The sequence below is a fragment of the Arthrobacter sp. FW306-05-C genome (assembly GCF_021801725.1).
Lineage (GTDB): Bacteria > Actinomycetota > Actinomycetes > Actinomycetales > Micrococcaceae > Arthrobacter.
Genome location: NZ_CP084556.1, coordinates 929537 through 952374 on the forward strand (window position 1 = coordinate 929537; position 22838 = coordinate 952374).

General features: G+C 62.7%; 20 protein-coding genes and 2 rRNA genes. 13 read left to right on the forward strand and 9 right to left on the reverse strand.

From position 1 onward, the window contains the following. Nucleotides 1-50 precede the first annotated feature (50 nt). The gene (locus tag LFT44_RS04355; protein ID WP_236801284.1) at nucleotides 51-458 is read right to left on the reverse strand and encodes a DUF1304 family protein; all 408 of its coding nucleotides are present in this window, start codon (nucleotides 456-458) and stop codon (nucleotides 51-53) included. Between the two features lie 137 nt (nucleotides 459-595). Between LFT44_RS04355 and LFT44_RS04360 the strand changes: the two genes are divergently transcribed. Beyond that, nucleotides 596-931, forward strand: a complete 336-nt coding sequence (locus LFT44_RS04360) for a cupin domain-containing protein (protein WP_236801285.1) — start codon at nucleotides 596-598, stop codon at nucleotides 929-931. Between the two features lie 835 nt (nucleotides 932-1766). Here LFT44_RS04360 and LFT44_RS04365 read toward each other — a convergent pair. The 3 genes from LFT44_RS04365 to LFT44_RS04375 form a co-directional block, all read right to left on the reverse strand. Further along, nucleotides 1767-2315 carry an RNA polymerase sigma factor gene (locus LFT44_RS04365; RefSeq protein ID WP_236801286.1) on the reverse strand — a complete coding sequence of 183 codons (549 nt, stop codon included), beginning with the start codon at nucleotides 2313-2315 and terminating at the stop codon, nucleotides 1767-1769. 96 nt (nucleotides 2316-2411) lie between these two features. Continuing rightward, on the reverse strand, nucleotides 2412-3065 hold the full coding sequence (locus LFT44_RS04370) for a hypothetical protein (RefSeq protein ID WP_236801287.1): 654 nt from the start codon (nucleotides 3063-3065) through the stop codon (nucleotides 2412-2414). A gap of 253 nt (nucleotides 3066-3318) precedes the next feature. After that, nucleotides 3319-4560, reverse strand: coding sequence for an MFS transporter (locus LFT44_RS04375; RefSeq protein WP_236801288.1), 1242 nt, complete (start codon nucleotides 4558-4560; stop codon nucleotides 3319-3321). A gap of 286 nt (nucleotides 4561-4846) precedes the next feature. Here LFT44_RS04375 and LFT44_RS04380 point away from each other — a divergent pair, with 286 nt between their 5' ends. The 6 genes from LFT44_RS04380 (at nucleotide 4847) to LFT44_RS04405 (ending at nucleotide 8135) form a co-directional block, all read left to right on the forward strand. Further along, nucleotides 4847-5764, forward strand: a complete 918-nt coding sequence (locus LFT44_RS04380) for a 2-hydroxyacid dehydrogenase (RefSeq protein ID WP_236801289.1) — start codon at nucleotides 4847-4849, stop codon at nucleotides 5762-5764. Nucleotides 5765-5807: 43 nt separating this feature from the next. Continuing rightward, nucleotides 5808-6275: an SRPBCC family protein gene (locus LFT44_RS04385; protein WP_236801290.1), complete on the forward strand. Its 468-nt coding sequence runs from the start codon at nucleotides 5808-5810 to the stop codon at nucleotides 6273-6275. 8 nt (nucleotides 6276-6283) lie between these two features. After that, nucleotides 6284-6628 carry an iron chaperone gene (locus LFT44_RS04390; protein ID WP_236801291.1) on the forward strand — a complete coding sequence of 115 codons (345 nt, stop codon included), beginning with the start codon at nucleotides 6284-6286 and terminating at the stop codon, nucleotides 6626-6628. A 71-nt stretch (nucleotides 6629-6699) separates the two neighbouring features. Continuing rightward, nucleotides 6700-7023 carry a hypothetical protein gene (locus tag LFT44_RS04395; RefSeq protein WP_236801292.1) on the forward strand — a complete coding sequence of 108 codons (324 nt, stop codon included), beginning with the start codon at nucleotides 6700-6702 and terminating at the stop codon, nucleotides 7021-7023. Nucleotides 7024-7260: 237 nt separating this feature from the next. Beyond that, on the forward strand, nucleotides 7261-7647 hold the full coding sequence (locus LFT44_RS04400) for a VOC family protein (RefSeq protein ID WP_236801293.1): 387 nt from the start codon (nucleotides 7261-7263) through the stop codon (nucleotides 7645-7647). 137 nt (nucleotides 7648-7784) lie between these two features. Then, on the forward strand, nucleotides 7785-8135 hold the full coding sequence (locus LFT44_RS04405; protein ID WP_236801294.1) for a cupin domain-containing protein: 351 nt from the start codon (nucleotides 7785-7787) through the stop codon (nucleotides 8133-8135). A 350-nt stretch (nucleotides 8136-8485) separates the two neighbouring features. Here LFT44_RS04405 and LFT44_RS04410 read toward each other — a convergent pair whose 3' ends face one another. Together LFT44_RS04410 and LFT44_RS04415 are read right to left on the reverse strand one after the other, a co-directional pair. Beyond that, complete coding sequence (locus LFT44_RS04410; RefSeq protein WP_236801295.1) at nucleotides 8486-9757, reverse strand: MFS transporter; 1272 nt, start codon at nucleotides 9755-9757, stop codon at nucleotides 8486-8488. Beyond that, the gene (locus LFT44_RS04415; RefSeq protein WP_236801296.1) at nucleotides 9754-10215 is read right to left on the reverse strand and encodes a MarR family winged helix-turn-helix transcriptional regulator; all 462 of its coding nucleotides are present in this window, start codon (nucleotides 10213-10215) and stop codon (nucleotides 9754-9756) included. Before LFT44_RS04415 ends, LFT44_RS04410 begins: the two co-directional genes overlap by 4 nt. A gap of 193 nt (nucleotides 10216-10408) precedes the next feature. Here LFT44_RS04415 and LFT44_RS04420 point away from each other — a divergent pair, with 193 nt between their 5' ends. Both LFT44_RS04420 and LFT44_RS04425 read left to right on the forward strand, forming a co-directional pair. After that, nucleotides 10409-10858 (forward strand): DUF3592 domain-containing protein, encoded by a 450-nt coding sequence (locus tag LFT44_RS04420; RefSeq protein WP_236801297.1) that lies wholly within the window; start codon nucleotides 10409-10411, stop codon nucleotides 10856-10858. Between the two features lie 65 nt (nucleotides 10859-10923). Beyond that, a complete protein-coding gene (locus tag LFT44_RS04425; RefSeq protein ID WP_236801298.1) occupies nucleotides 10924-11520 on the forward strand; it encodes an SOUL family heme-binding protein in 597 nt (198 codons plus the stop codon). On the opposite strand, the gene LFT44_RS04430 is transcribed toward LFT44_RS04425, so the two are convergent. Further along, complete coding sequence (locus LFT44_RS04430; RefSeq protein ID WP_236801299.1) at nucleotides 11517-11909, reverse strand: VOC family protein; 393 nt, start codon at nucleotides 11907-11909, stop codon at nucleotides 11517-11519. The genes LFT44_RS04425 and LFT44_RS04430 overlap by 4 nt on opposite strands. Nucleotides 11910-12195: 286 nt before the next feature. On the opposite strand from LFT44_RS04430, the gene LFT44_RS04435 reads away from it, so the two are divergent. Both LFT44_RS04435 and LFT44_RS04440 read left to right on the forward strand, forming a co-directional pair. Continuing rightward, entirely contained in the window at nucleotides 12196-13581 is a 1386-nt protein-coding gene (locus tag LFT44_RS04435) for a GmrSD restriction endonuclease domain-containing protein (RefSeq protein WP_236801300.1), read from the forward strand. A gap of 66 nt (nucleotides 13582-13647) precedes the next feature. After that, nucleotides 13648-14409 carry a PASTA domain-containing protein gene (locus LFT44_RS04440; RefSeq protein WP_236801301.1) on the forward strand — a complete coding sequence of 254 codons (762 nt, stop codon included), beginning with the start codon at nucleotides 13648-13650 and terminating at the stop codon, nucleotides 14407-14409. Between the two features lie 173 nt (nucleotides 14410-14582). On the opposite strand, the gene LFT44_RS04445 is transcribed toward LFT44_RS04440, so the two are convergent. Next, entirely contained in the window at nucleotides 14583-15053 is a 471-nt protein-coding gene (locus tag LFT44_RS04445) for a hypothetical protein (RefSeq protein ID WP_236801302.1), read from the reverse strand. A gap of 184 nt (nucleotides 15054-15237) precedes the next feature. Continuing rightward, nucleotides 15238-16433, reverse strand: a protein-coding gene (locus LFT44_RS04450) for an IS3 family transposase (protein WP_236801255.1) whose coding sequence is annotated in 2 segments (ribosomal slippage) — nucleotides 15238-16166 and nucleotides 16166-16433 — 1197 coding nt in all. Because the reading frame shifts where the segments join, the coding sequence is not laid out codon by codon here. Between the two features lie 1142 nt (nucleotides 16434-17575). On the opposite strand from LFT44_RS04450, the gene LFT44_RS04455 reads away from it, so the two are divergent. Continuing rightward, nucleotides 17576-19098: ribosomal RNA gene (locus tag LFT44_RS04455) — 16S ribosomal RNA — on the forward strand. Nucleotides 19099-19604: 506 nt separating this feature from the next. Further along, nucleotides 19605-22734 (forward strand): 23S ribosomal RNA (locus tag LFT44_RS04460). Together the 16S and 23S rRNA genes form the textbook arrangement of a ribosomal RNA operon. The last annotated feature ends 104 nt before the right edge of the window (nucleotides 22735-22838 follow it).

The window sequence follows — 22838 nt, forward strand, 5'->3', positions numbered from 1 at the left end:
TGCCGGGCCGTCGAAATCGGGGGACTGCCGTGGCGTGTCCACTGCCGCCGCTAGGGTCCCAGGGGCAGGAGGAGCAGGGCCAGCAGGGCTGGAACCGTGGCGGCGAGGGTCCCCGGAACGCTCTCCCACTTCCTGGGGTAATGCCCCTGGAGGTCTGCCAGCAGCATGGTGGGCGCGGTGAGGACCATGTTGGCGCAGCAGTAGGCCACCAGTGTGTAACCCACCACGAGCTGGCCCGAGTTGGCGGCGACCACCCCGGCGATGACGCCCAGCGCGATCACCAGGTTTTTGTACCCGGTGGGAATGGCCCACATCATCACGGCGGACACATTCTCGGGCGGTGTGCTCAGGAACTTCTGCGCCCACCGGCTGCGTCGAAGAAGGAAGCTCTCCACCGGAAACACGAAGATATAGATGAGTGCGGCGAGTACCGCGAAGATCTGTGCTGCTGTGTTCATGCTTCGAAGATTAGGAGCGGCGCCGCTGTTGCTCCATCCCCACGGAAGGGGATTGCCGGGCACTGCCGCTCAGCGGTGCTGACCGCAGGGGCCCCAACCTAGTCCCCTGCGGGAAGAACGCGGGTAGCCTTGGGCGCATGCAGAAGATATCGATCGACGCGCTGGCCCGGCAGCAGCTCGAGGCTGCTCTCTCCTCCACCAACGGCCGTGCTGCTGACACCGTCTACGGCGGACATGAAAAGATCCTCCGGCAGACCGTCATGGCCATGAAAGCCGGAACACAGCTCAGCGAGCACCAGAACCCCGGGGACGCCACGGTCTTCGTGATCCAGGGCTGCGTGAGCCTCAAGGCCTCCGGGGAGTCCTGGCAGGGCAAGACCGGCGACCTGCTGATTGTCCCGCCCGGCCTGCACAGCCTGCACGCCGAAGAGGACTGCACCTTCCTGTTCACGGTGGCAAAGTACCGCGACTGACCCGGTCCGGCAGCTCCCACCACGTGCTGTTAGCGCGCTGGAGCCCGTTTATTTCCGGGTCCGGCGGCTGGGGCCGGCTTGTCCACGGTGTTGCCTCCAGCCGGTCCTCCGCTTGCTGCCCGGCCAGGGGGATCCGGCCTCGCGGCTCCCGGCTCTCCTGCTGCTGGAGGTTGTGCTGGTGGTCCCGGCGCGTCTGACGCCGGTCCCTTGGCAGGGCCTTTTGCCACACCGGGCAGGGGAACGGCCTCCTGGGCGCCGGGGTCGGGTTGGCCGGTTGCAGCCGGGTCGGCTGGCCCTTCAACCTCCCCGGGTCCCGCCTGCGAAGGGTAAGTTTCCGGTGCCTGGCCAGGCACGTAAACGGGCGGAGTGCTGGGCGTAGGGGCTTGCGGGAAAACACGTACGACGGCGGGTGGCGGGCTGGTTGCCTCCGGTTCCGGTCCCGGAACGGGCAAGGGAGCGGCGGGCGACGGTGGGGTGAACCACCCCAATACGGTGCTGATGCTTCCCTCAGCTCCACGCCGGAGATCCCCGTCTCCCGCCGCGGCGCCGCCCGCGATACCAAACGACGCGGCCACCGCCAGCGTGGTGAGCACCACCCGCTTTTTCTTTCGGAGCTTGCCAGTTTCCAGGCGGACCACGCCTGTCGTTTCCGACGCAGCCAGTAGTGCCATCAGCCGTGGGGACGGCGCGGGGACATCGGAAACCTTGAGCTCCCGGACCTGAAGCAGCACATCCCGGAGATACGGATCGTCGGTGAGGCCAGCCTCTTCCAGCAGTTCCTGGACAGCGCGTTCGTCATCCAGCCTGCGTTCCTGCTTTGGGTGCTCTTTCCCTGTCATGACCGGTCCTCCCGTAATGAGGTGCGGAGCTTGCGCAGCCGGCAGAGCGCCCGGCGCTGCAGTTGTTTGATGGCCCCCGGTGTCTTGCCCATGATTTCCGCCGTCGTTTCCACCGAAAGGTCAGCCACGATCCTCAGCGCAATCACCTCCTGCTGGTCCTGCTGCAAATCGTTTAGCAGTGCTTTGACGTTGCCTGAGTTTTCCACCGCCAGAAGTTCATCTTCTGCCGAGCTGCTGCACCGCGGGTCCTGGGCGGGGTCGTAATCGGTGGTCTGGGGCGCTTTGAGCCTCCGCCGGTGCTCGTCCACATAGCGTGCGTGCGCGATGGAGAAGACCAGGGATTTGACTCCCTTCACCCCGCCGTGGACATCGCCGAGCTGCGGATAGAGGGCAAGGAAGACCTCCTGGGTCAGGCCCTCGGGATCCTCGACGCCGCGGGCACGGAGGTAGCTGATCACCCCGGGTGAAAATTCACGGTAGGCAGCACAGAAACGGCTTTCGTCCGTCTGGCCGGACCGCTCTGCCTCGTGCTCAATGCTCTGCATCCGCCCCCCTGCGGCAGATTCGCTTGCAGCAATCGCCGGATGGGTGGTTGCGCCGGAACATTCAAAGTCCCGGCGCAACCGCACATCGCCGGCAGGCTACCGATGTCCGCCGTGCTTGGCGCCATTGCCGGCGGCCTGGTGGCCGCCGCCGTTCCAGGCGGGTGCAGCCTGGCGCTGCTCCTTTACCTGCTGTTGTTGCACCTGGCCCTGCTCGGTGGTTGCAGTCTCATCGCTGCCGTCCTCGCCGCCTCGGGGAGCAGCAACAGTGGCGCAATAGGCGCCAACGCTGCCTTCCCCGCCGGCTGCCTGGACCAGGGCTGCGTAGGCCGTGGACGTCGTACCGAGGCCGCCATTGGTAAACGCATTGCACAGGCCAAAGGCGGCAGGGCCGAAAGCGTCCGGTCCTGCCGGCGTGGATGTCTGCGACGGTTCAGGGTTTGCCGTTTCCGTAGGGGCGGGCTCCGGCGACTCCGTTTCCGTCGCCGTTGGTGTCGGGTCCGGAGCCTCAGTCTCGGTTTCCGTGGGAGTCGGCTCCGAGGATTCGGTTTCCGTCGCGGTGGGGCTTGGCGACGGTGATTCAGTTTCGGTTGCCGTGGGGCTCGGCGACGGCGATTCCGTTTCCGCAAGGACGGACGGCGTGTCCGGCGATGATTCTGCCATCGCGGCAACTCCCGTTCCGCCGACCGCGAGCGCGCCTGCCGCCAGCACGGTCATGGCGAGCTTGTTGCCTGAAAAGGTGAAGAAAGACATGAGACCCTCCGTTGACGAATTTTGCGATTGCGTTCAACTTCCGCGGAGTTGCCCCCGCACTTAATGAATCGAAATTCAGGTCATGGAGGTTACGGGTTTCCAAGAATCTCGTGACTAATTTGTCATATGTCCCATCGATTGCTCCGTACTTGTCGTTCTGAAGGCTGAAAACGACATCTACGGAGCAGTCGATGCAGGTGCCCGGGCAAGCTTGCGAAGGCCAGGAGACCCTGGGGAGCAGTCGATGCGGGGGCTAGGCGGGATCCTCGACTTTGTCGTTGATGGGGCGGGGCTCCAGCCAGATCCGCTCCCGCGGGCCCGGAGGGTAGGCGTACCTCTTCCCGGCAAGGGTGATGACGAACGCCGCCACCACCGGGATCGCCGCGGCGGCCGGAACCAGCAGCGGTCCGCCAACCACCAGGGCGGCCGAACCGTAGAGGGCGCCGACGGTGATGCCCAGCTGGATGGTGAGGACAGTGAGTCCGTTGGCTGCCTCGCTGTATTCGCCGCCTGCACGCAGGATCGCGGACTGGTTGTAGATACCGATGGCGCCCAGGCCGGCACCCCAGACAGTCATCAACACCAGGGCGACGGGAAGGTTCCCCACGGCCAGGGGCAGGAGGAACATCGATGCGGCGATTGCCGCCGTCGTTAGCAACAGCGAACGCCGGGGACGGGAATCCACCGTGAGCCCGGCGATCCAGATGCCCAGCAGGCCGGACCCGCCCAGAACGGTGAGGGAGAGGCTGGTGGCGTAGTCCGGCAGGTTCGCTTCACGGATGAACGGCGCGATGTACGTGAACAGGGCGAAGTGGGCCAGCACCAGCAGCGGCCAGGCGACCGCCACTGATTTCACGCCGGGCTGGCCGATCGCCTTGCGCAGGGAGGGGCGGGCGGCGTCGCTGATGCGCTGGACGCGGGGGAGCAGCCAGAATGCCAGAACGGTCAGGACCACGCCGAATCCGGCGAGCACCATGAACGCGGCACGCCAGCCCAGGAACCCGCCCAGCGCCGTCCCCACCGGTGCTCCGATGGCCAGGCCCAGGCTGTTGCCGCTGAACACGATGGCCAGGGCCTTGCCTACCTTGTCCGCCGGCACCACACGTGACACGAACGGTGCCATGGTGGTCCAGAGCAATCCGTGCGCCAGGCCACCCACCAGTCTGGCGATCATCGCGGAGGTGAAGTCCGGCGCCAGTCCCACCAGTGCGTTGCTGAGCGCGAATGTCAGGACCAGACCCACCAGCAGGGCGTGCCGCGGGATCTTCCCCAGCAGACGCGCCGCCGGTACCACCGTGACGACAATGACGGCGGCGTAGGCCGCAGCCAGGTATCCGGCTACCGGCTCGGACACGCCCAAGCCGGTGCTGATCTGTGGCAGCAGCCCGGACGGGAGGAGCTCGGTGGTGATGGCAGTAAACGCGATGGTGGCAAGGACCACCATCGCGGCGTAGGGAAAACGGGTAGGGGACGGCGCGGAAATCGCGGAAGACATGGGGGTGCGGTCCATTCAAGGGGGAGGGCTTGGAATGCGGCTCGGCTCGCCGGACAATTCCTCCATTAAATTTACCGGACCAAAAGGCCTGTCACAGACGTGACACGGTACCCCGTCACTGCTTCACGCGGCCCTGTTTTATGGTGAAGGAGACGGAGCTTGGAGCATCTGCCGGTAGGTTAGTTTGTGGAACTTCAACGCCCGATACGAGAAGCCGGGCCCGGAACCCTGGAGGCCGCATGAGCACCCGTCGCCCTGCACAAAACACCAAGCTGATGGTCGCCGCATGAGCGCCCGGTTGCGCGTGTGCCTGCCCGACCAAAAGCTCATCGATGCGCTCGAGCCGATGGACGGCGTCGAGTTTGTCCGCTGGGACATGACGGGGCCGGCACCGGAAGGGCGGTTTGACCTGTTGGTACCCGGCTACATGGGCAAGCCAACGGCGCTCGCCGCATTGGAAGGCGTCGACGTCGGCCTGGTGCAGAGCCAGTCCATCGGGTACGACGGCGTTGCCTCGGTTTTGCCGGCGGGCGTCACCTTCGCCAACGCTGCCGGAGTGCATGAGACGTCGACGGCGGAGCTCGCCGTGGGCATGATGGTGGCCTCCCAGCGCGGGATTCCGGACTTTGTCCGGAACCAGGAGACCGGGACCTGGGACAATAGCCAGCGCCCCAGCCTGGCAGACCGGCGCGTGCTGCTGGTTGGCTACGGGGGAGTCGGCAAGGCCATCGAGGCAAGGCTCCTGCCGTTCGAAACCGAGGTCACCCGCGTGGCCAGCCGGGAGCGGGAAGACGAACGCGGAACCATTTACGGGATCGATGCGCTCTACGAGCAGCTGCCCCTGCACGAGATCGTGGTGGTCAGTGTTCCCCTGAGTGAGCAGACCGAAAAGCTGGTGGACGCCAAGTTCCTGGCGGCCATGCCGGACGGGGCCTTGCTGGTCAACGTGGCCCGCGGTCCCGTTGCGGACACCGATGCCCTGCTCGCCGAGGCCTCGACCGGCCGCCTCCGGGTTGCTTTGGACGTGACCGATCCGGAACCGCTGCCGGCCGACCATCCGCTGTGGACCACCCCCGGCGTGCTCATCACCCCGCACGTGGGCGGCGCCAGCTCTGCCATGTTCCCCCGGATGGTCCGGCTGCTCCGGAAGCAGATCGGGCTGCTGCTCGAAGGCAAGGACCCGGTAAACGTCGTCCTTACGTAACGAAGGGCTTCAGTGTGATGGCTCCCGATCCTATGCTGGGGCCATGTCCGCTTTTGAAGTCCGCCGTACTGCCGTGATTCCTGCTGCTCCGGAGGAGGTCTTTCCGCTGGTCAACAACTTCCATGAATGGGCGGCCTGGTCCCCGTGGGAAACGATTGACCCCTCCATGAACCGGCGTTACTTTGGCAGCCAGGCCGGAGAGGGCGCGGGGTATGAGTGGCGGGGCAACCGTAAGGCGGGCAGCGGCACCATGGAGATCACCGAATCCATACCCGCCAGCCTGATCCGGATCCGGCTCCAGTTCACCAGGCCGTTCAAGGCACTGAATCCCACGACGTTCAGCTTCACCCCCGTGGACACGGGTACGGAGGTGACCTGGCGGATGACGGGGGAGAACAAGGGCTTGGGCAAGGTGTTCGCCCTGTTCATGGACATGGACAAGATGGTGGGTGCCGACTATGAGCGGGGGCTGGCAGCGCTGGCATCTGCGGTAGCGGCCAGGAAGGGCTGACGCTTTCGATGGGCGTGGTGGACGACGCACTGGCCGCGCTGCGCGAACCTGACCGCGGCTGCCTGCAACACATGGTTGGCGTTGCCCGGTCCCTGGCTCCTGACGCTACTGAGGGCATGAGCTACGGGATGCCCGCCCTGAAGTTGGACGGAAAGCCGCTTTTCGCGGTGGCGGTTGCCGCAACGCACCTTTCCATCTTTCCGTTCTCGGGCAACGTCGTTGAGGCGGTGGCGGACCGGCTTGAAGGCTTTTCGCTGTCCAAAGGCACCATCCGCTTCTCCGCCGGCCACCCTGTTCCTGAGGACGTGGTGAAGGACATCGTGCGGCTTCGAATCGCCGAAATCCGCAAGTAGGGGAAGAGCTGACAGCGTCGGCGGGACTTATGGACCTTCTCCCCGGACTTGGCAGTTCCTAAGGTAAGGCCATGGCTGACACTCTTGCATCCCTTGCCGAGTCCTTTAAGAACATGGGCGTTACCCGCGCCTATGGAACCCCTGTGAACCTGGGTGGCGAGGAAATCGTGCCCGTCGCGCTGGTGTCCTTCGGCTTCGGCGGTGGCACGGAATCAGAAGAAGGGGCGTCCGGGGGAGGAGGTGGCGGCTTCGTTGTGCCGCTCGGCGTCTACCGCACGGTGAACGGAAAACCGGCCTTCCGCCCCAACACCATAGCTGCCCTTGTATGCCTGGTTCCCCTTGTCTCGGCGGCGGGTTCCGCGGTGCGCAAGGCCGTCCGCGCGGCACGAAAATAGCCGCCGGACCCGGCTGCAGCCCCAAAAAAATCCCCTATTTCGCCCCGCGGTTTTCGGTTCCATAATGGCTTCGTAGACTTCGGGGACCCCGCGTTCGATGGCTGCTGCCACCGCTTCAAAGCGGGGTTTCGGGTGGCCGCCCGGCAGTCGGCGGGAAGGACGGCCACGAGGTCCGGCGAGGGCCGGGCCGTCTTCGGGGGAGAGCAACGCCATCACACCGCAAGGAGGTTTGTTGTCATGCTCAAAGATAAGGAACTCATGGCTGTTCTGCCTGCCAAGGACATTGACCGGGCCAGGGAGTTTTACCGGGACAAGCTGGGCCTTGAACCGGCTCAGACCATCGAAAACGAGAATCTGATCTACCGGTGCGGCAAGGGAACGGGGTTCCTGCTGTACCGGACGGACAACGCAGGTTCCGCCAAGAACACCCAGATGTCCTGGGGCGTCGATGATGTGGAAAAGGAAGTGGAAGAACTGCGGGCTCGCGGCGTGGTCTTTGAGGACTACGACATGCCGGGCCTGAAGACCGAGAACGGCATCGCCACCATGGAAGGCATGGGCAAGGGTGCCTGGTTCATGGACAGCGAGGGCAATATCCTCAACATTTCCTCGATTCCGTCTTGACGGCCGGGGCCCGCAGTTGCAGGCTCAGCCCAGAGAAGTACGACGCCGGCACGTGCCGCCCAAGCACCCGCACCCGGGTGCGTGGCAGCGGCAGGCCGGCGCCGCCGTCGTAAGCGGTGCAAAGGAAAGGAAGGGCAATGGGCGGGGACGAAGCGGTGCCTGACGCGAAGGGCGTTGCGGTGGAGTTGCTGGCAACTGTCGACCTTGGCGGCGAGATCGATGGCATGGAAGGCCGGCAGTTGCGGATGCGGATGATAACCATCGAACCCGGGGGCGTCTTCGGCCCGCTCCATGACCATAAAGGGCGGCCCGGGACAGTCTACGTCCTGCAGGGGACTGTCACGGAGCATCGGGACGGCGCTGTCAACGAGTTTGGGCCCGGTGTGGGCTGGAAGGAGGACCGACACACCACCCACTGGTTGGAGAACAAGGGAACAACCCCGGTGGTCGAAATCTCGGTGGACATCGTGGGGAAGAACCCGTCATAAATCCACAGCTTGTAGGAATGGGTGGCGTGACCGCTCTCTTCTGGTTATCTTGTCCCTACCCGTGGTTGAGCAGTCAGCTGGCAAGTCACTCATGAGAGCTGCTGATGAACGCTGCAGGCCAACCGCCTACCGGAAAAATCCGACCCGCTACCACCGCACAAGGCAGGGGATTCCATGCCTTCCGGCGTTGGCCGCTCGTTCCGGCCGCCGACCTGCTCCTGCTGCGGCATGCACTGGAGCAGTCCACCCCTTCGGATGGACCCGGCCCCGCTAATCAACTCCTGCTTTCTGTCAACGAGGAAATCGCCCGCCGCGCAGCGCTCCTGCCGGCATCGGGGGACTAAGGTCGGTCAGCTGCCCGGCCCTTGCACCGCGGGCTCGCGCCGGCCCAAGGCCAGGCGGAGCGCGCCCCGAAGGGTGAGCCGGTTCCGCCTGGTGACCGCGACAACGGCGGCGATGCCTGCGAGCAGCACCACGATGCCGCCCACCGCGACGGACCATCGGGCCCCGAACTGGCTTCCGATCCAGCCGACCAGGGGTGAACCTATGGCGGTGCCGCCCTGGAGGATGGCCAGGTACAGGGCCAGTACACGGCCGCGGAACCGCGGCTCCACCGAGAGTTGAATGCTGGTGTTGCAGCTGTTCAGGAAGGTAATGGATGCCAAGCCCACGGGAATCAGGATGGCGGCGTAAACCCAGAACGTTGGCGCAATGCTGCCCAGGATGGTGAAGATTCCCAGTCCCAGTGCCCCGCCCAGCAGGAACCGCAGCCGGGGGCCGGAGCGGCGTGCCGCCAGGAGGGCTCCGGCCAGCGTGCCCACGGCCATGATCGAGCCGAGGAGCCCGAATTCACTCGGGCCCATGCTGAATTCAGTGGTGGCCATCAACGAGTTGATGACGGGAAAATTCATGCCGAACGCGCCCAGGATGCCCACCAGGACCATAATCAGCATCAGGTCCGGCCTGCGGCGCACGTACCTGACGCCTTCGGCCACCTGGTGCTTGTTGCGCTCTCCCTTTGGGGCGGGGGCGGGCTGGGTGACGCGGATCCGGAACAGCGAAATCAGGACGGCGGCGAAGCTGGCGGCGTTGAGCAGGAACACCGGGCCGGTGCCCACCCAAGCGATGAGGACGCCGGCGATAGCCGGGCCCGTGAGCCTGGCGGTGTTGAAGGATGCCGAGTTCAGGGCCACCGCGTTGGAGATGTTTTCCTGGCCCACCAGTTCGGAAACAAAGGCCTGCCGCGCGGGGCCATCCACCGCGCTGGCCAGGCCGAGGCAGAACGCCGCCACATAGGCATGCCACAGCTGGGCGGTGCCGGTGACCACCAGGAGCCCGATGGCGAGGCCGGTGAACCCCATAGCCAGCTGCGTCCACATGAGAATAATGCGCTTGCGGTAGCGGTCCGCCAGCACGCCGCCGTAGGGGCCGAACAACAGCATGGGCAGGAACTGCAGGCCCGTGGTGAGGCCGACGGCGGCACCCGAGTGGTCGGTGAGGACCGTCAGTACCAGCCAGTCCTGCGCCACCCGCTGCATCCAGGTGCCGATGTTGGAGACGATGGCACCGCTGGCCCAAATGCGGTAGTTGGGGTTTTCGAGGGCCCGGAACATCGCGCTCATTTGCCGCTCATTTCCTGCATGATGCGGGCTGCGCGGCTGAGGATGAGCCGGTCTTCCTCGCTGAGGCCCGCCACGCGTTGGGCCAGCCAGGCGGTCCGCTGGCTCCGTGCCTCTTCCAAAACTGTCCTGCCGGCGTCGGTGATGTCCACACGGACCTGCCTGCCGTCGTCGGGATCGGCGCTTCTGGTGACGAAGCCCTGGTCCGCCAGCGCGTTGACAATCCTGGTCATGGACGGTGCCTGGACGTGCTCGCTTTTGGCCAGGTCCCGCAGCGTGCTGGGGCCGTTGCCGTTCAGGAGGGTGAGGACGGTGTACTGGCCGGGGGTGATGGCGTCGCCGGTGGCCTCGACGCGGAGCCGGCGCGAAGTGCGCATCACGGCGGTGCGGAGATCGATGGCGAGCGTGTCGGGAGCGGTGGGGTCGGCGGTTGCGGTGTTTTTGCTTTGGGTGGGTGGCATGTAAGCGGGTGCGCCTCCTGCTGGACGTTCCTTAGCAATGCTAATTAGTTCTGCTAACTATTATGTTTCGCTTGCTTACCAAAGGGCAATAGGGGGCAGCGTGGGCTTGGCAACATATTCCGGCAGAATGGGACCCGTGACTGGGGGAAGAACTGACGCGGGCCGCGGATCGAAGTTGTCGTGGAAAGGGATAGTGAACCTGGCGGTGACCGTCCTGGTCCTCTGCCTGGGTCCAATCCTCATCGTCGTGGGCAGCCTGATGATCAACGCTGATGAGGAGCTCGCGCGGACGGGTTCGCAGGCGACCGGAACGATCGTGGATTTCGACGATGTCACCAAGGCTTCCCAGCGGCGGATCACCGTGGATTTTACGACGGCGGATGGGTCGCCTCACCGGACATTCGCGGCCGTGGAACATGACCAACACCCCGTAGTTGGCGGCGACGCAACGGTGCTTTATGCCGAAGACGATCCGAGCCAGGCCATTGTGGCGGGGTACGAGAGTGACGGTGTGTGGTTCCGTGGTGTGGGTGTTCTCCTGACGATGATCTTCGGTGCCATTGGGCTCCTGGCTGCCGTCCTGCGTGGAGTTTCCGCCGTGCGCGGCCGTTTCCGGAGGCGGGCAACGAAGGGAGTCGGGTGACCCCGGCCTGGTAGTGTCCTTCGGCCTGGCCGCGCCCGTCCGACCGGCGTAAGCTCTGCTCCACTATGACCGAGCAGCAGCCATATGAGTTGGTCCGGCGCTATCCGCACTTTGAACTGCGCCGTTACCCGGACTATGTCGTGGCCGAGGTGACGGTGACAGCCAGCTTTGACCGCGCCGGCAACGCCGCCTTTCGGTATCTCTTCAACTACATCAGCGGCAACAACACTGCCCGGCAGAAACTGGTCATGACCGCCCCCGTGTTGCAGGAGCCGCGGTTGGGCCCGCAGAAGCTGGCCATGACCGCCCCGGTGCTCCAAAGCGGTCCGCTGCCCGGTTCCGGACAGCCTGCTGAATTCACGGTGGCCTTTGTGCTCCCGGCGGGCGTGACGGCTGAAACCGCCCCTGCACCCACCGATCCAAAGGTCAGGGTGCGTGGGGTGCCGGGTTCCCTCGCCGCAGTAGTGGGATTCTCTGGCGGCGGCTCCGACTCTGCGTTTGAGAAGCGCATTAAAGGTCTGCAGGCCGCCCTTACGCTGGCGGGACTGACGTCGGTGGGGCCGCCCCGGTTCGCCCGCTTCGACCCGCCGTTCAAGCCGTGGTTCCTGCGCCACAACGAAGTCGTCCAGGACGTGCGGGAGGCTGGGGCGGATTCTTCCTAGGCCTTGTGGGCGTCCCGGATGTGCTGCTGCGTCTGTCCCTGCATCACCCAACGGTTGCCATCCGGGTCGCTGAAGTAGGCGAAAAGGACGCCGCCGAGGTCCTGGATCTCACTGATATCTGCACCGCGCCGGACCAGCTCGCTTCGGACTGCAGCGATGTCGGGAACCACCAGCTGCAGTCCTTCCAGGCTGCCCGGCGTCATGGTGGTCATCCCGGTGCCGATGACCACCGATGCGGCCGAGCCCGGGGGAGTCAGTTGGACCACGCGCATGCCGGGGATGTGCTCCACGTCGTGGTCCAGGATGAAGCCCAGCTTTTCTGTGTAGAACGCTTTGGACCTGTCGACGTCGGACACCGGGACCTGGACAACTTCAAGGCGCATTTGCATGCGGGCCACTTTATCCCTGCTTTTTGCTGCGGGGAATGGCAGCCACATGTGGGGCATCGCCGTCGTGAACATCGCGGTTAATTGTTAAGCCCCGAATGCCAATTGCGACACCTTTCCTCAAGGTCGCATCAAGACTGGCTGAATGTTCGCCGAGTATCGCAGCCGCGCAGCTTTCCAGCCTCGCAGGACGCATAGGCTCCTCGGTGATGAGTTTTGCCAGGCTTAGCAGCAGGCCCGGCAAATGAAGGGGCATCAGCAATTGTCGCCCCTCATAAACGGGGAATGAATGTCCGACTACGAAACCCTTCCCGGGTTTGCCTCTTTCGCGCCGGCACCGAAGCCGCCGCGGAAACCCCGCGCTTCAACTTTTATTGTTGGCGCTATTACCGCCTTGTTCATGCTCCTCGGAGCAGCAAGCGGCGGATTCGGCGGTGCCTTGGTCGTCCTGGCCATTTCACTCGCACTCACCGGCCTGTATGTCCTCCTCACGGGACGCCGCTCGTGGGCTTGGCTTCCCGCGAACCGGAAGGCCGGCGCTGTCGCTGTCGTTGCGTCGCTGGCACTCTTCATTGGTGGTGCCGTCGCCCTGCCGCGTGTTGCCAGCGCGGACCTTGAGGCGGCATCGTCGGAGAGCACGGCCAAGGCAGCCCCGGCGAAGGCAAGCCCCACCGCAACACCCAAGGTGTCGCCGTCGTCCGCGCCAACTCCCACCGCGCAGGAAACCGGGGAACCGCTGGACCCGGAGAATCCGTACGTCCTTGCCGCCGGCGTCACTGCCACGGCGCCGAACGCGCAGCCGGCCTATGCCACCAAAGCAATGGATGTGCTGGCGACCCTTCCCATCAAGGGCCGGGCCCCAAAGACGGGGTATGACAGGGCGCGGTTCGGCCAAGCGTGGGCGGACGTTGACCGCAACGGCTGCGATACCCGCAACGACATCCTCAAGCGCGACCTCACCGGCATCACGTACACGAACAGTGTGCCGTGCAAGGTGCAGTCCGGCACCCTCGCGGATCCCTACACGGGCACCACCATCAGCTTTGTTCGGGGCTCCGGCACCAGCAGCGCCGTGCAGATCGATCACGTAGTGGCGCTCAGCGATGCGTGGCAAAAGGGCGCCCAGCAGCTGACCCCGGAACAGCGGACGGCGTTTGCGAATGACCCGCTGAACCTGCAGGCCACCGATGGGCCCACCAACATCAAGAAGGGCGACGGCGACGCGGCCACCTGGCTGCCACCGAACAAGGGCTTCCGGTGCGAGTACGTGGCGCGCCAGATCTCCGTGAAGGCGACGTACTCGCTGTGGGTCACCCAGGCCGAACACGACGCTATGGCCCGGATCCTGGGCGACTGCGCTGGCCAGTTGGCCCCGACAAACCAGCAGGCTGCGGCTCCGGCCCCTGTTGCGGCTGAACCTGCACCTGCGGCAGTTGCGCCGGCACCTGCGCCTGTTGCCCCGGTTCCCGCGCCGGCGGCCGTTGCGCCTGCACCGGCCCCGGCCGCTCCGGCACCGGTTGCCCCGGCACCTGCTGCGCCTGCTCCGGCACCTGCTGCTGCCTACTACGCGAACTGCAGTGCGGCGAGGGCCGCAGGAGCTGCACCGATCTACGCCGGCCAGCCGGGCTACCGCCCCGCGCTGGATCGCGACTCCGACGGTGTCGCCTGCGAGTAAGCCAGTCTTTCCCGGAATACCCGGGCGAAATTTTCATCACCATCACACGCATTCCTAGGGGGAAAAGTGAAAGCAAGTACAGTTCCTGCAGTTGGCAGGTTGAAGAAGACGCTGGCCCTTGCCGTGCTGGCCGGTCTCATGCTGACCGGTTGCGGCGGCAAGCAGGCGGCTACGCAGCCGACAGCAACGGCAACGGCAACGGCCGTTTCGCAAACAACGGAGACAGTCGTGGTCCCGGCCGTGGTGAACCTGACCCTGGACAAGGCCAAGGACCAGTTGGAAAAGCTTGGTTTCAAGGTTGAGGCCGTGGACAGCGCCAAGGGTAAGGCGATCATCGTCAAGAGCAATTGGCAGGTGGTTACCCAGGATCCTGCCAACGGTGCGCAGGCGGAAAAGGGATCCACAGTGCACTTGGGCGTCAAGAACCTGGACGACGTTGCCGCGGAGAAAGCCGCCAGCGAAAAGGCTGCGGCTGATAAGGCCGCTGCGGAACAGGCAGCAGCCGCGAAGGCTGCAGCTAATAAGGCTGCTGCGGACAAAGCTATTGCAGACAAGGCGGCCGCCGACAAGGCCGCGGCCGACCAGGCTGCCGCGGCAAAAGCCGCAGCGGATCAAGCCGCACGGGACGCAGCTGCAAGGGCAGCCGCCGAGCAAGCGGCTGCGGCGCAGAAGGCCGCACAGGGACCTGCTCAGGCACCCGCCCCGGCAGGGGGCGTTACACCCGGTGCTTTTTGTTCACCCGCGGGTGCAGTCGGGCTGAGTGCCAAGGGAGCCACGTACACCTGCAAACCGTCGGCTACAGATTCACGTTCGCGCTGGCGTCAGTAGTTACCCCAGGGACGAGCCGTGGATGCTTCCTGTTCTGGTGGGAACATCCGCGGCTCGTCTCGTTAGAGGGTCATCCCCGGCGACCTTGGTCCGTGTGGGCAGTGACCCGTTGCCCTCGGCACCCGCCTCGCGGCCCGCGGAGGTTTCGCCTGCCGGCTCCCCAGCAGGCGCTCCTACATTCGTCCCGGGGTAAGGTCCGCGTCGACATTAGGATCGTTGCCGCCGGCTTCCTGCTCACTCGACGGGGCTGGCTTCTGCTTTGACGCCTGGGCCGAGCGCCAGACGGCCGCCCCTGCCGCCAGGGCAGCGAGCCCGAGAATCCACAACCACACCTTGGCGGCGGGCCGTCGTGTCTGTACTGGCGCCGGCACGGACACTTTCGGGCCGACGCGCTTCAGCTGTTCCTGCACCCGGGGCGTGAGAGTCTCTACTCCTCCGGCGAGCTCATCCGCCAACCGCCGCAACATGGCTTGGAGGCGCGGGGAGGCAGTCTCAATGCCAGTATCCAGCCCGGCCACTGCTCTCTGGAGCGCAGCCTGGACGCCCGGCGTGGCCCATTCCTTGCCCCTCGACAACTGAGTCAGGAGGTTCTCGGAGAGACGATGGATCCGCTCGGTGTCGGTCATTGGTTCTGCTGTGCGCATGAATGCCTCCTTGATGTGATCGATGACGCCAGACTAGGGCGGGCGAAAGTGGGGAAACAGGGTCTTTGGAACCGGGACACGGCGGACGGGCAGGTCTTATCAGCCTCCATCGCGTTGGAAGCGTCGTACGGGACTTGGTCCTAGGGGGTCTGGGTGGGGTTGCCCGCAAGTCGTGGACAGTTGATCAGGCGGCTTGTACCGGCTGAGATTGTGCCGTGGTGAGCAGCAGCTCATGCTCCACGGGGGTGTTGTAGCCCAGGGCTGAGTGGAGCCGGGCACGGTTGTAGAACTCCTCGATCCAGCGGCCGGTGGCCCGGATTGCGTCCTGCCTCGTTGCCCAGCGCCGCCGGTCGTAGAACTCGGCTTTCAAGGTGGACCAGAACGATTCCTGCATCGCGTTGTCCCAACACACGCCCGTCCTGCCAACAGACTGGCGGATACCCAGCCCTGCGCAGACATCATTGAGCTGGGTGGAGGTGTACTGGGTGCCCCGGTCGGCATGGAAGACCACACCGTCCGGGCCGCTACCGCGCAGGACGTGGGCCATCCGCAGCGCCCGCTCGACCAGGCTGGTGGTTTGGGTGGAGTCCATCGCCCATCCGATCACGCGTCGGGAGCAGGCGTCCCTGATGGCACACAAATACACCCAGCCTTCATCGGTGCGCAGGTAGGTGATGTCCGAGATCCAGACCGCATCCAAGGCCCCGGTGTCCCACTTCCTGGCCACCAGATCCGGGATCGAATGGACCCTGACCCCGCCGATCGGGGCGACCGGCCGGAACCGCCGCGGCGAGACCCCTTCCAGGCCCTGCCGGCGCATCGAGGACGCCACCGTCTTCCGGTCAACACCGGTCCCGTTCCTTGCCAGCACGGCCCGGACCCTGGGTGCCCCGTAAACCCCGGTCGAGTCCGCATGGGCACGCCGGACCTTTGCGTCCAGTTCCGCCCGCTCAACGGCCCGCACCGACGCTGCGGAGCTTCGCCTCCGCCAGGCATAAAACCCGGACCGGGACACCCCCAACAGCCGGGCCATCCGCTGGACGGGGTAGTTAGCCTTCTCGGCCTCCATCAGTTCGAAGCATTCCGATTCTGCTGCTTGGAGGCGAAGAAGGCTGCGGCTTTTCCCAAGAACTCGTTATCCATCCGCAGCTGCGCGTTTTCCCGGCGCAAACGCTCCAGCTCCGACTTCTCCGACTCCGCCGCGGCGAACTCCTCAGGAGCGGCCAAACGCGCCCTCTCCTGGGCCACCCACCGGCCGAGCAACTGCTCACCCAGCCCCAGTTCCCGGGCCACCGGCGCGACCGGCCTACCCGTATCGATGACAAGCCGCGCCGCCTCCCGCCGATACTCAGGAGTGAATTTACGTCGTGTCGTGCTCACAAGAACACCTTCCCGCAGAATCCCAGGATCCCGCTACTTCAGGTGTCCACCAACAGAGGCTAACCCCATGGGGACTATGCGAGGCTGCGAGGGCGCCGAGGTCACGGATCAGCCGCTGTACTTCATGTTCCCTGCGCATGGAAGCGGAATTCTGCTGGATGGCGCGAGGTCTTGCCAAGGGCTTCCTCGGCGGGGCAGGAAGAGGAACTCCACCCCTCGCACGCGGCACGACGGAGGCTTCCGCGTTGGCGTTCGGAATACCTGCGCCCATATGTCCCCCTTGGCTTGGTCCATTGGGGACGGTCCCCTGGCCATTGCCGTAGTGACACTCTAGGAACGTCAGGGATGACGCGAAAGGCACTCTGTCCGATATCGGGACTAATTGCCGCAATCTTGAGGTTCGCTCTGGCGGGACGTCTTTCCTGTTCCCGTGTCATGTGCGGAGCTGGCGGCGGCTGGGGGAGGCGTTCGTGGTCTCGGGCGAACACCTTCGCCGCCAGCTCCAGTCATCACTTTAGGTTCGAACCGTTTCCAACGGCTCGAGTAATCACTACGTGTTTCCCCTGGGAGGGCTACTTGGTCGTGGGCCCAGGCGGAGGGGTGCGCGTGTGCCGGAGACCACACAGGGGAATTACGACGGCGGCGCGCGGCCTGGGTGCGCCAATGACCCTTCCTGCCCCTGGATTCCGCGGATCCTGCGGATGAAACGGCCGATTTGCGGTGGGGGTTGTGTGGGGGTATTGTTTTCTGAGTCGCCGCCGCTGAAGCGGAAAGATAGCGGCCAACCCCCCTTTTTTGAACGGCCTGGAAATGGTTCGCTTTTGTGGCGTGCTGTGTGTGGGTGGGGGCTGATTCTGGTGGTTTTGGACGCGGGAACGTGGTTTGCAAAGCCGGGCCGGATCGGGTAAGTTTGAAAAGTTGCTCCGGAGCGATCCTGAACGTTGGTTTGGGTGGTGCCGGGTGTGTCTGTTGTTTGAGAACTCAATAGTGTGCCAAGTTTGTTGATACCGATTATGTAATGTGATTGGTTGATTGTGCTGTGCCGCCACCCCGTGGTGTGCATGGTGTTTTTGGCTGGTTTCAAATTTTGTGCAGCCGTGGTCGCCGTTATTTCCGGTGGTTGTGGTTGTGTCTGTTTGTTTTCAACGGAGAGTTTGATCCTGGCTCAGGATGAACGCTGGCGGCGTGCTTAACACATGCAAGTCGAACGATGATGCCAGCTTGCTGGTGGATTAGTGGCGAACGGGTGAGTAACACGTGAGTAACCTGCCCTTGACTCTGGGATAAGCCTGGGAAACTGGGTCTAATACCGGATATGACTGATCATCGCATGGTGGTTGGTGGAAAGCTTTTGTGGTTTTGGATGGACTCGCGGCCTATCAGCTTGTTGGTGGGGTAATGGCCTACCAAGGCGACGACGGGTAGCCGGCCTGAGAGGGTGACCGGCCACACTGGGACTGAGACACGGCCCAGACTCCTACGGGAGGCAGCAGTGGGGAATATTGCACAATGGGCGAAAGCCTGATGCAGCGACGCCGCGTGAGGGATGACGGCCTTCGGGTTGTAAACCTCTTTCAGTAGGGAAGAAGCGTAAGTGACGGTACCTGCAGAAGAAGCGCCGGCTAACTACGTGCCAGCAGCCGCGGTAATACGTAGGGCGCAAGCGTTATCCGGAATTATTGGGCGTAAAGAGCTCGTAGGCGGTTTGTCGCGTCTGCCGTGAAAGTCCGGGGCTCAACTCCGGATCTGCGGTGGGTACGGGCAGACTAGAGTGATGTAGGGGAGACTGGAATTCCTGGTGTAGCGGTGAAATGCGCAGATATCAGGAGGAACACCGATGGCGAAGGCAGGTCTCTGGGCATTAACTGACGCTGAGGAGCGAAAGCATGGGGAGCGAACAGGATTAGATACCCTGGTAGTCCATGCCGTAAACGTTGGGCACTAGGTGTGGGGGACATTCCACGTTTTCCGCGCCGTAGCTAACGCATTAAGTGCCCCGCCTGGGGAGTACGGCCGCAAGGCTAAAACTCAAAGGAATTGACGGGGGCCCGCACAAGCGGCGGAGCATGCGGATTAATTCGATGCAACGCGAAGAACCTTACCAAGGCTTGACATGAACCAGACCGGGCTGGAAACAGTCCTTCCCCTTTGGGGTTGGTTTACAGGTGGTGCATGGTTGTCGTCAGCTCGTGTCGTGAGATGTTGGGTTAAGTCCCGCAACGAGCGCAACCCTCGTTCCATGTTGCCAGCGGGTAGTGCCGGGGACTCATGGGAGACTGCCGGGGTCAACTCGGAGGAAGGTGGGGACGACGTCAAATCATCATGCCCCTTATGTCTTGGGCTTCACGCATGCTACAATGGCCGGTACAAAGGGTTGCGATACTGTGAGGTGGAGCTAATCCCAAAAAGCCGGTCTCAGTTCGGATTGGGGTCTGCAACTCGACCCCATGAAGTCGGAGTCGCTAGTAATCGCAGATCAGCAACGCTGCGGTGAATACGTTCCCGGGCCTTGTACACACCGCCCGTCAAGTCACGAAAGTTGGTAACACCCGAAGCCGGTGGCCTAACCCCTTGTGGGAGGGAGCTGTCGAAGGTGGGACTGGCGATTGGGACTAAGTCGTAACAAGGTAGCCGTACCGGAAGGTGCGGCTGGATCACCTCCTTTCTAAGGAGCACCTACAATGATCCGTCGCCAATGCATGTTGGTGGTGGGTGTGTTGTCAGGAGTAAAGGCCCGTTGCACGGACGACTGTTCCGTGGCGGGTGCTCAAGGGTGGAATATCAACAAATAGCGGCTGTCTGGTCTTTTGGTCTTCTTTAGTACGAACCCTGGTGGTTCTGGAACGGTGGGCCGGGGGTTTGCCGGGTGGTTTAGTGTTTGGCACACTGTTGGGTCCTGAGACAACAGGACCGGGGAGGCTTTCGGGTCTTGCCGGGTTTGTTTGTTTCTGGTTTCCCTGCCATGACGTTCCTGCACGTGTTTGACTCCTTTTTTTGGGGGGTTGTGTGTGGGGTGTGTGGTGTGGGGTTGTTGTTTGAGAACTACATAGTGGACGCGAGCATCTTGTATAAGAAGCAATTTCCAAGATTATGAACCTGGATCTGGTTCGTGTGCCTTTGGGTGCGCGGGACAGTTTCTGTGGTTCTCTCGAAAATGTTTTTGATCTTTGTGGTCAAGTTTTTAAGAGCACACGGTGGATGCCTTGGCATTAGGAGCCGAAGAAGGACGTAGGAATCTGCGATAAGCCTGGGGGAGTCGATAACCGGACTGTGATCCCAGGGTGTCCGAATGGGGAAACCCCGCCAGGGGCGTGAGTTGCCTGGTGACCCGTACCTGAACACATAGGGTGCGTGGGGGGAACGCGGGGAAGTGAAACATCTCAGTACCCGCAGGAAGAGAAAACAATAGTGATTCCGTTAGTAGTGGCGAGCGAACGCGGATCAGGCTAAACCGTTCCATGTGTGATAGCCGGCGGGCGTTGCATGGTCGGGGTTGTGGGACTTTCCATACCAGTTCTGCCGGGCTGGTGGGGTGTGATGTGCGCGCATAGGTGAACGGTTTTGAAAGGCCGGCCAGAGAGGGTGTTAGTCCCGTAACCGTAATGTGTTTGTACCGCCTGTGAGAGTATCCCAAGTAGTACGGGGCCCGAGAAATCCCGTGCGAATCTGTCAGGACCACCTGATAAGCCTAAATACTCCCTAATGACCGATAGCGGACCAGTACCGTGAGGGAAAGGTGAAAAGTACCCCGGGAGGGGAGTGAAACAGTACCTGAAACCGTGTGCTTACAATCCGTCGGAGCCAGTCTGATTCTGGTGACGGCGTGCCTTTTGAAGAATGAGCCTGCGAGTTAGTGTTACGTCGCGAGGTTAACCCGTGTGGGGCAGCCGTAGCGAAAGCGAGTCTGAATAGGGCGTGTGAGTGGCGTGATCTAGACCCGAAGCGAAGTGATCTACCCATGGCCAGGTTGAAGCGACGGTAAGACGTCGTGGAGGACCGAACCCACTTCAGTTGAAAATGGAGGGGATGAGCTGTGGGTAGGGGTGAAAGGCCAATCAAACTTCGTGATAGCTGGTTCTCCCCGAAATGCATTTAGGTGCAGCGTTGCGTGTTTCTTGCTGGAGGTAGAGCTACTGGATGGCTAATGGGCCCTACAAGGTTACTGACGTCAGCCAAACTCCGAATGCCGGTAAGTGAGAGCGCAGCAGTGAGACTGTGGGGGATAAGCTTCATAGTCGAGAGGGAAACAGCCCAGACCACCAACTAAGGCCCCTAAGCGTGTGCTAAGTGGGAAAGGATGTGGAGTTGCCCAGACAACCAGGAGGTTGGCTTAGAAGCAGCCACCCTTAAAAGAGTGCGTAATAGCTCACTGGTCAAGTGATTCCGCGCCGACAATGTAGCGGGGCTCAAGTACACCGCCGAAGTTGTGGCATTCACATATTGTCCTAGCCTTCGTGGTTCAGGAGTGTGGATGGGTAGGGGAGCGTCGTGTGGGCGGTGAAGCTGCGGTGTAAACCAGTGGTGGAGCCTACACGAGTGAGAATGCAGGCATGAGTAGCGAAAGACGGGTGAGAAACCCGTCCGCCGAATGATCAAGGGTTCCAGGGTCAAGCTAATCTGCCCTGGGTAAGTCGGGACCTAAGGCGAGGCCGACAGGCGTAGTCGATGGACAACGGGTTGATATTCCCGTACCGGCGAAAAACCGCCCATGCTGAGCGGGGGATACTAACTGCCCGAAACCTGCCTGACACCCCTTGTGGGTGAAGGGTTTTGGTGGAGCGCAGGACCTGATCCCGGGAGGCAAGCGTATTAACAGGTGTGACGCAGGAAGGTAGCCGAGCCGGGCGATGGTTGTCCCGGTCTAAGGATGTAGGGCGAATGGTAGGCAAATCCGCCATTCATATGGCCTGAGATCTGATGGGACCCCCGTATGGGGGGATTTGGTGATCCTATGCTGCCGAGAAAAGCATCGACGCGAGGTTTTAGCCGCCCGTACCCCAAACCGACACAGGTGATCAGGTAGAGAATACCAAGGCGATCGAGAGAATTATGGTTAAGGAACTCGGCAAAATGCCCCCGTAACTTCGGGAGAAGGGGGGCCCCAACCTTGAACACCACATCGCTGGTGGGAGGGGATCGGGGCCGCAGAGACCAGGGGGAAGCGACTGTTTACTAAAAACACAGGTCCGTGCGAAGTCGCAAGACGATGTATACGGACTGACTCCTGCCCGGTGCTGGAAGGTTAAGAGGACCGGTTAGCCGCAAGGCGAAGCTGAGAATTTAAGCCCCAGTAAACGGCGGTGGTAACTATAACCATCCTAAGGTAGCGAAATTCCTTGTCGGGTAAGTTCCGACCTGCACGAATGGAGTAACGACTTCCCCGCTGTCTCAACCATAAACTCGGCGAAATTGCAGTACGAGTAAAGATGCTCGTTACGCGCAGCAGGACGGAAAGACCCCGAGACCTTTACTATAGTTTGGTATTGGTGTTCGGAGTGGCTTGTGTAGGATAGGTGGGAGACGTTGAAGCCCGGACGCCAGTTCGGGTGGAGTCATCGTTGAAATACCACTCTGGTCACTTTGGACATCTAACTTCGGCCCGTAATCCGGGTCAGGGACAGTGCCTGATGGGTAGTTTAACTGGGGCGGTTGCCTCCTAAAAAGTAACGGAGGCGCCCAAAGGTTCCCTCAGCCTGGTTGGCAATCAGGTGTCGAGTGTAAGTGCACAAGGGAGCTTGACTGTGAGAGAGACATCTCGAGCAGGGACGAAAGTCGGGACTAGTGATCCGGCGGTACATTGTGGAATGGCCGTCGCTCAACGGATAAAAGGTACCTCGGGGATAACAGGCTGATCTTGCCCAAGAGTCCATATCGACGGCATGGTTTGGCACCTCGATGTCGGCTCGTCGCATCCTGGGGCTGGAGTAGGTCCCAAGGGTTGGGCTGTTCGCCCATTAAAGCGGTACGCGAGCTGGGTTTAGAACGTCGTGAGACAGTTCGGTCCCTATCCGCTGCGCGCGCAGGAAATTTGAGAAGGGCTGTCCTTAGTACGAGAGGACCGGGACGGACGAACCTCTGGTGTGTCAGTTGTACTGCCAAGTGCACCGCTGATTAGCTACGTTCGGATGGGATAACCGCTGAAAGCATCTAAGCGGGAAGCTCGCTTCAAGATGAGATTTCCATACACCCTCGGGTGTGAGAGGCCCCCAGCCAGACCACTGGGTTGATAGGCCGGATGTGGAAGCGAGGACTAACGACTCGTGAAGCTGACCGGTACTAATAGGCCAACAACTTACACCACACAGAACATACAAAACTCTGCTTGCGTCCACTATGTGGTTCCCAACCAACAACCCCCAACACGGGTCGATGGCACGGAACCAACAACTGAATACAACAACACCA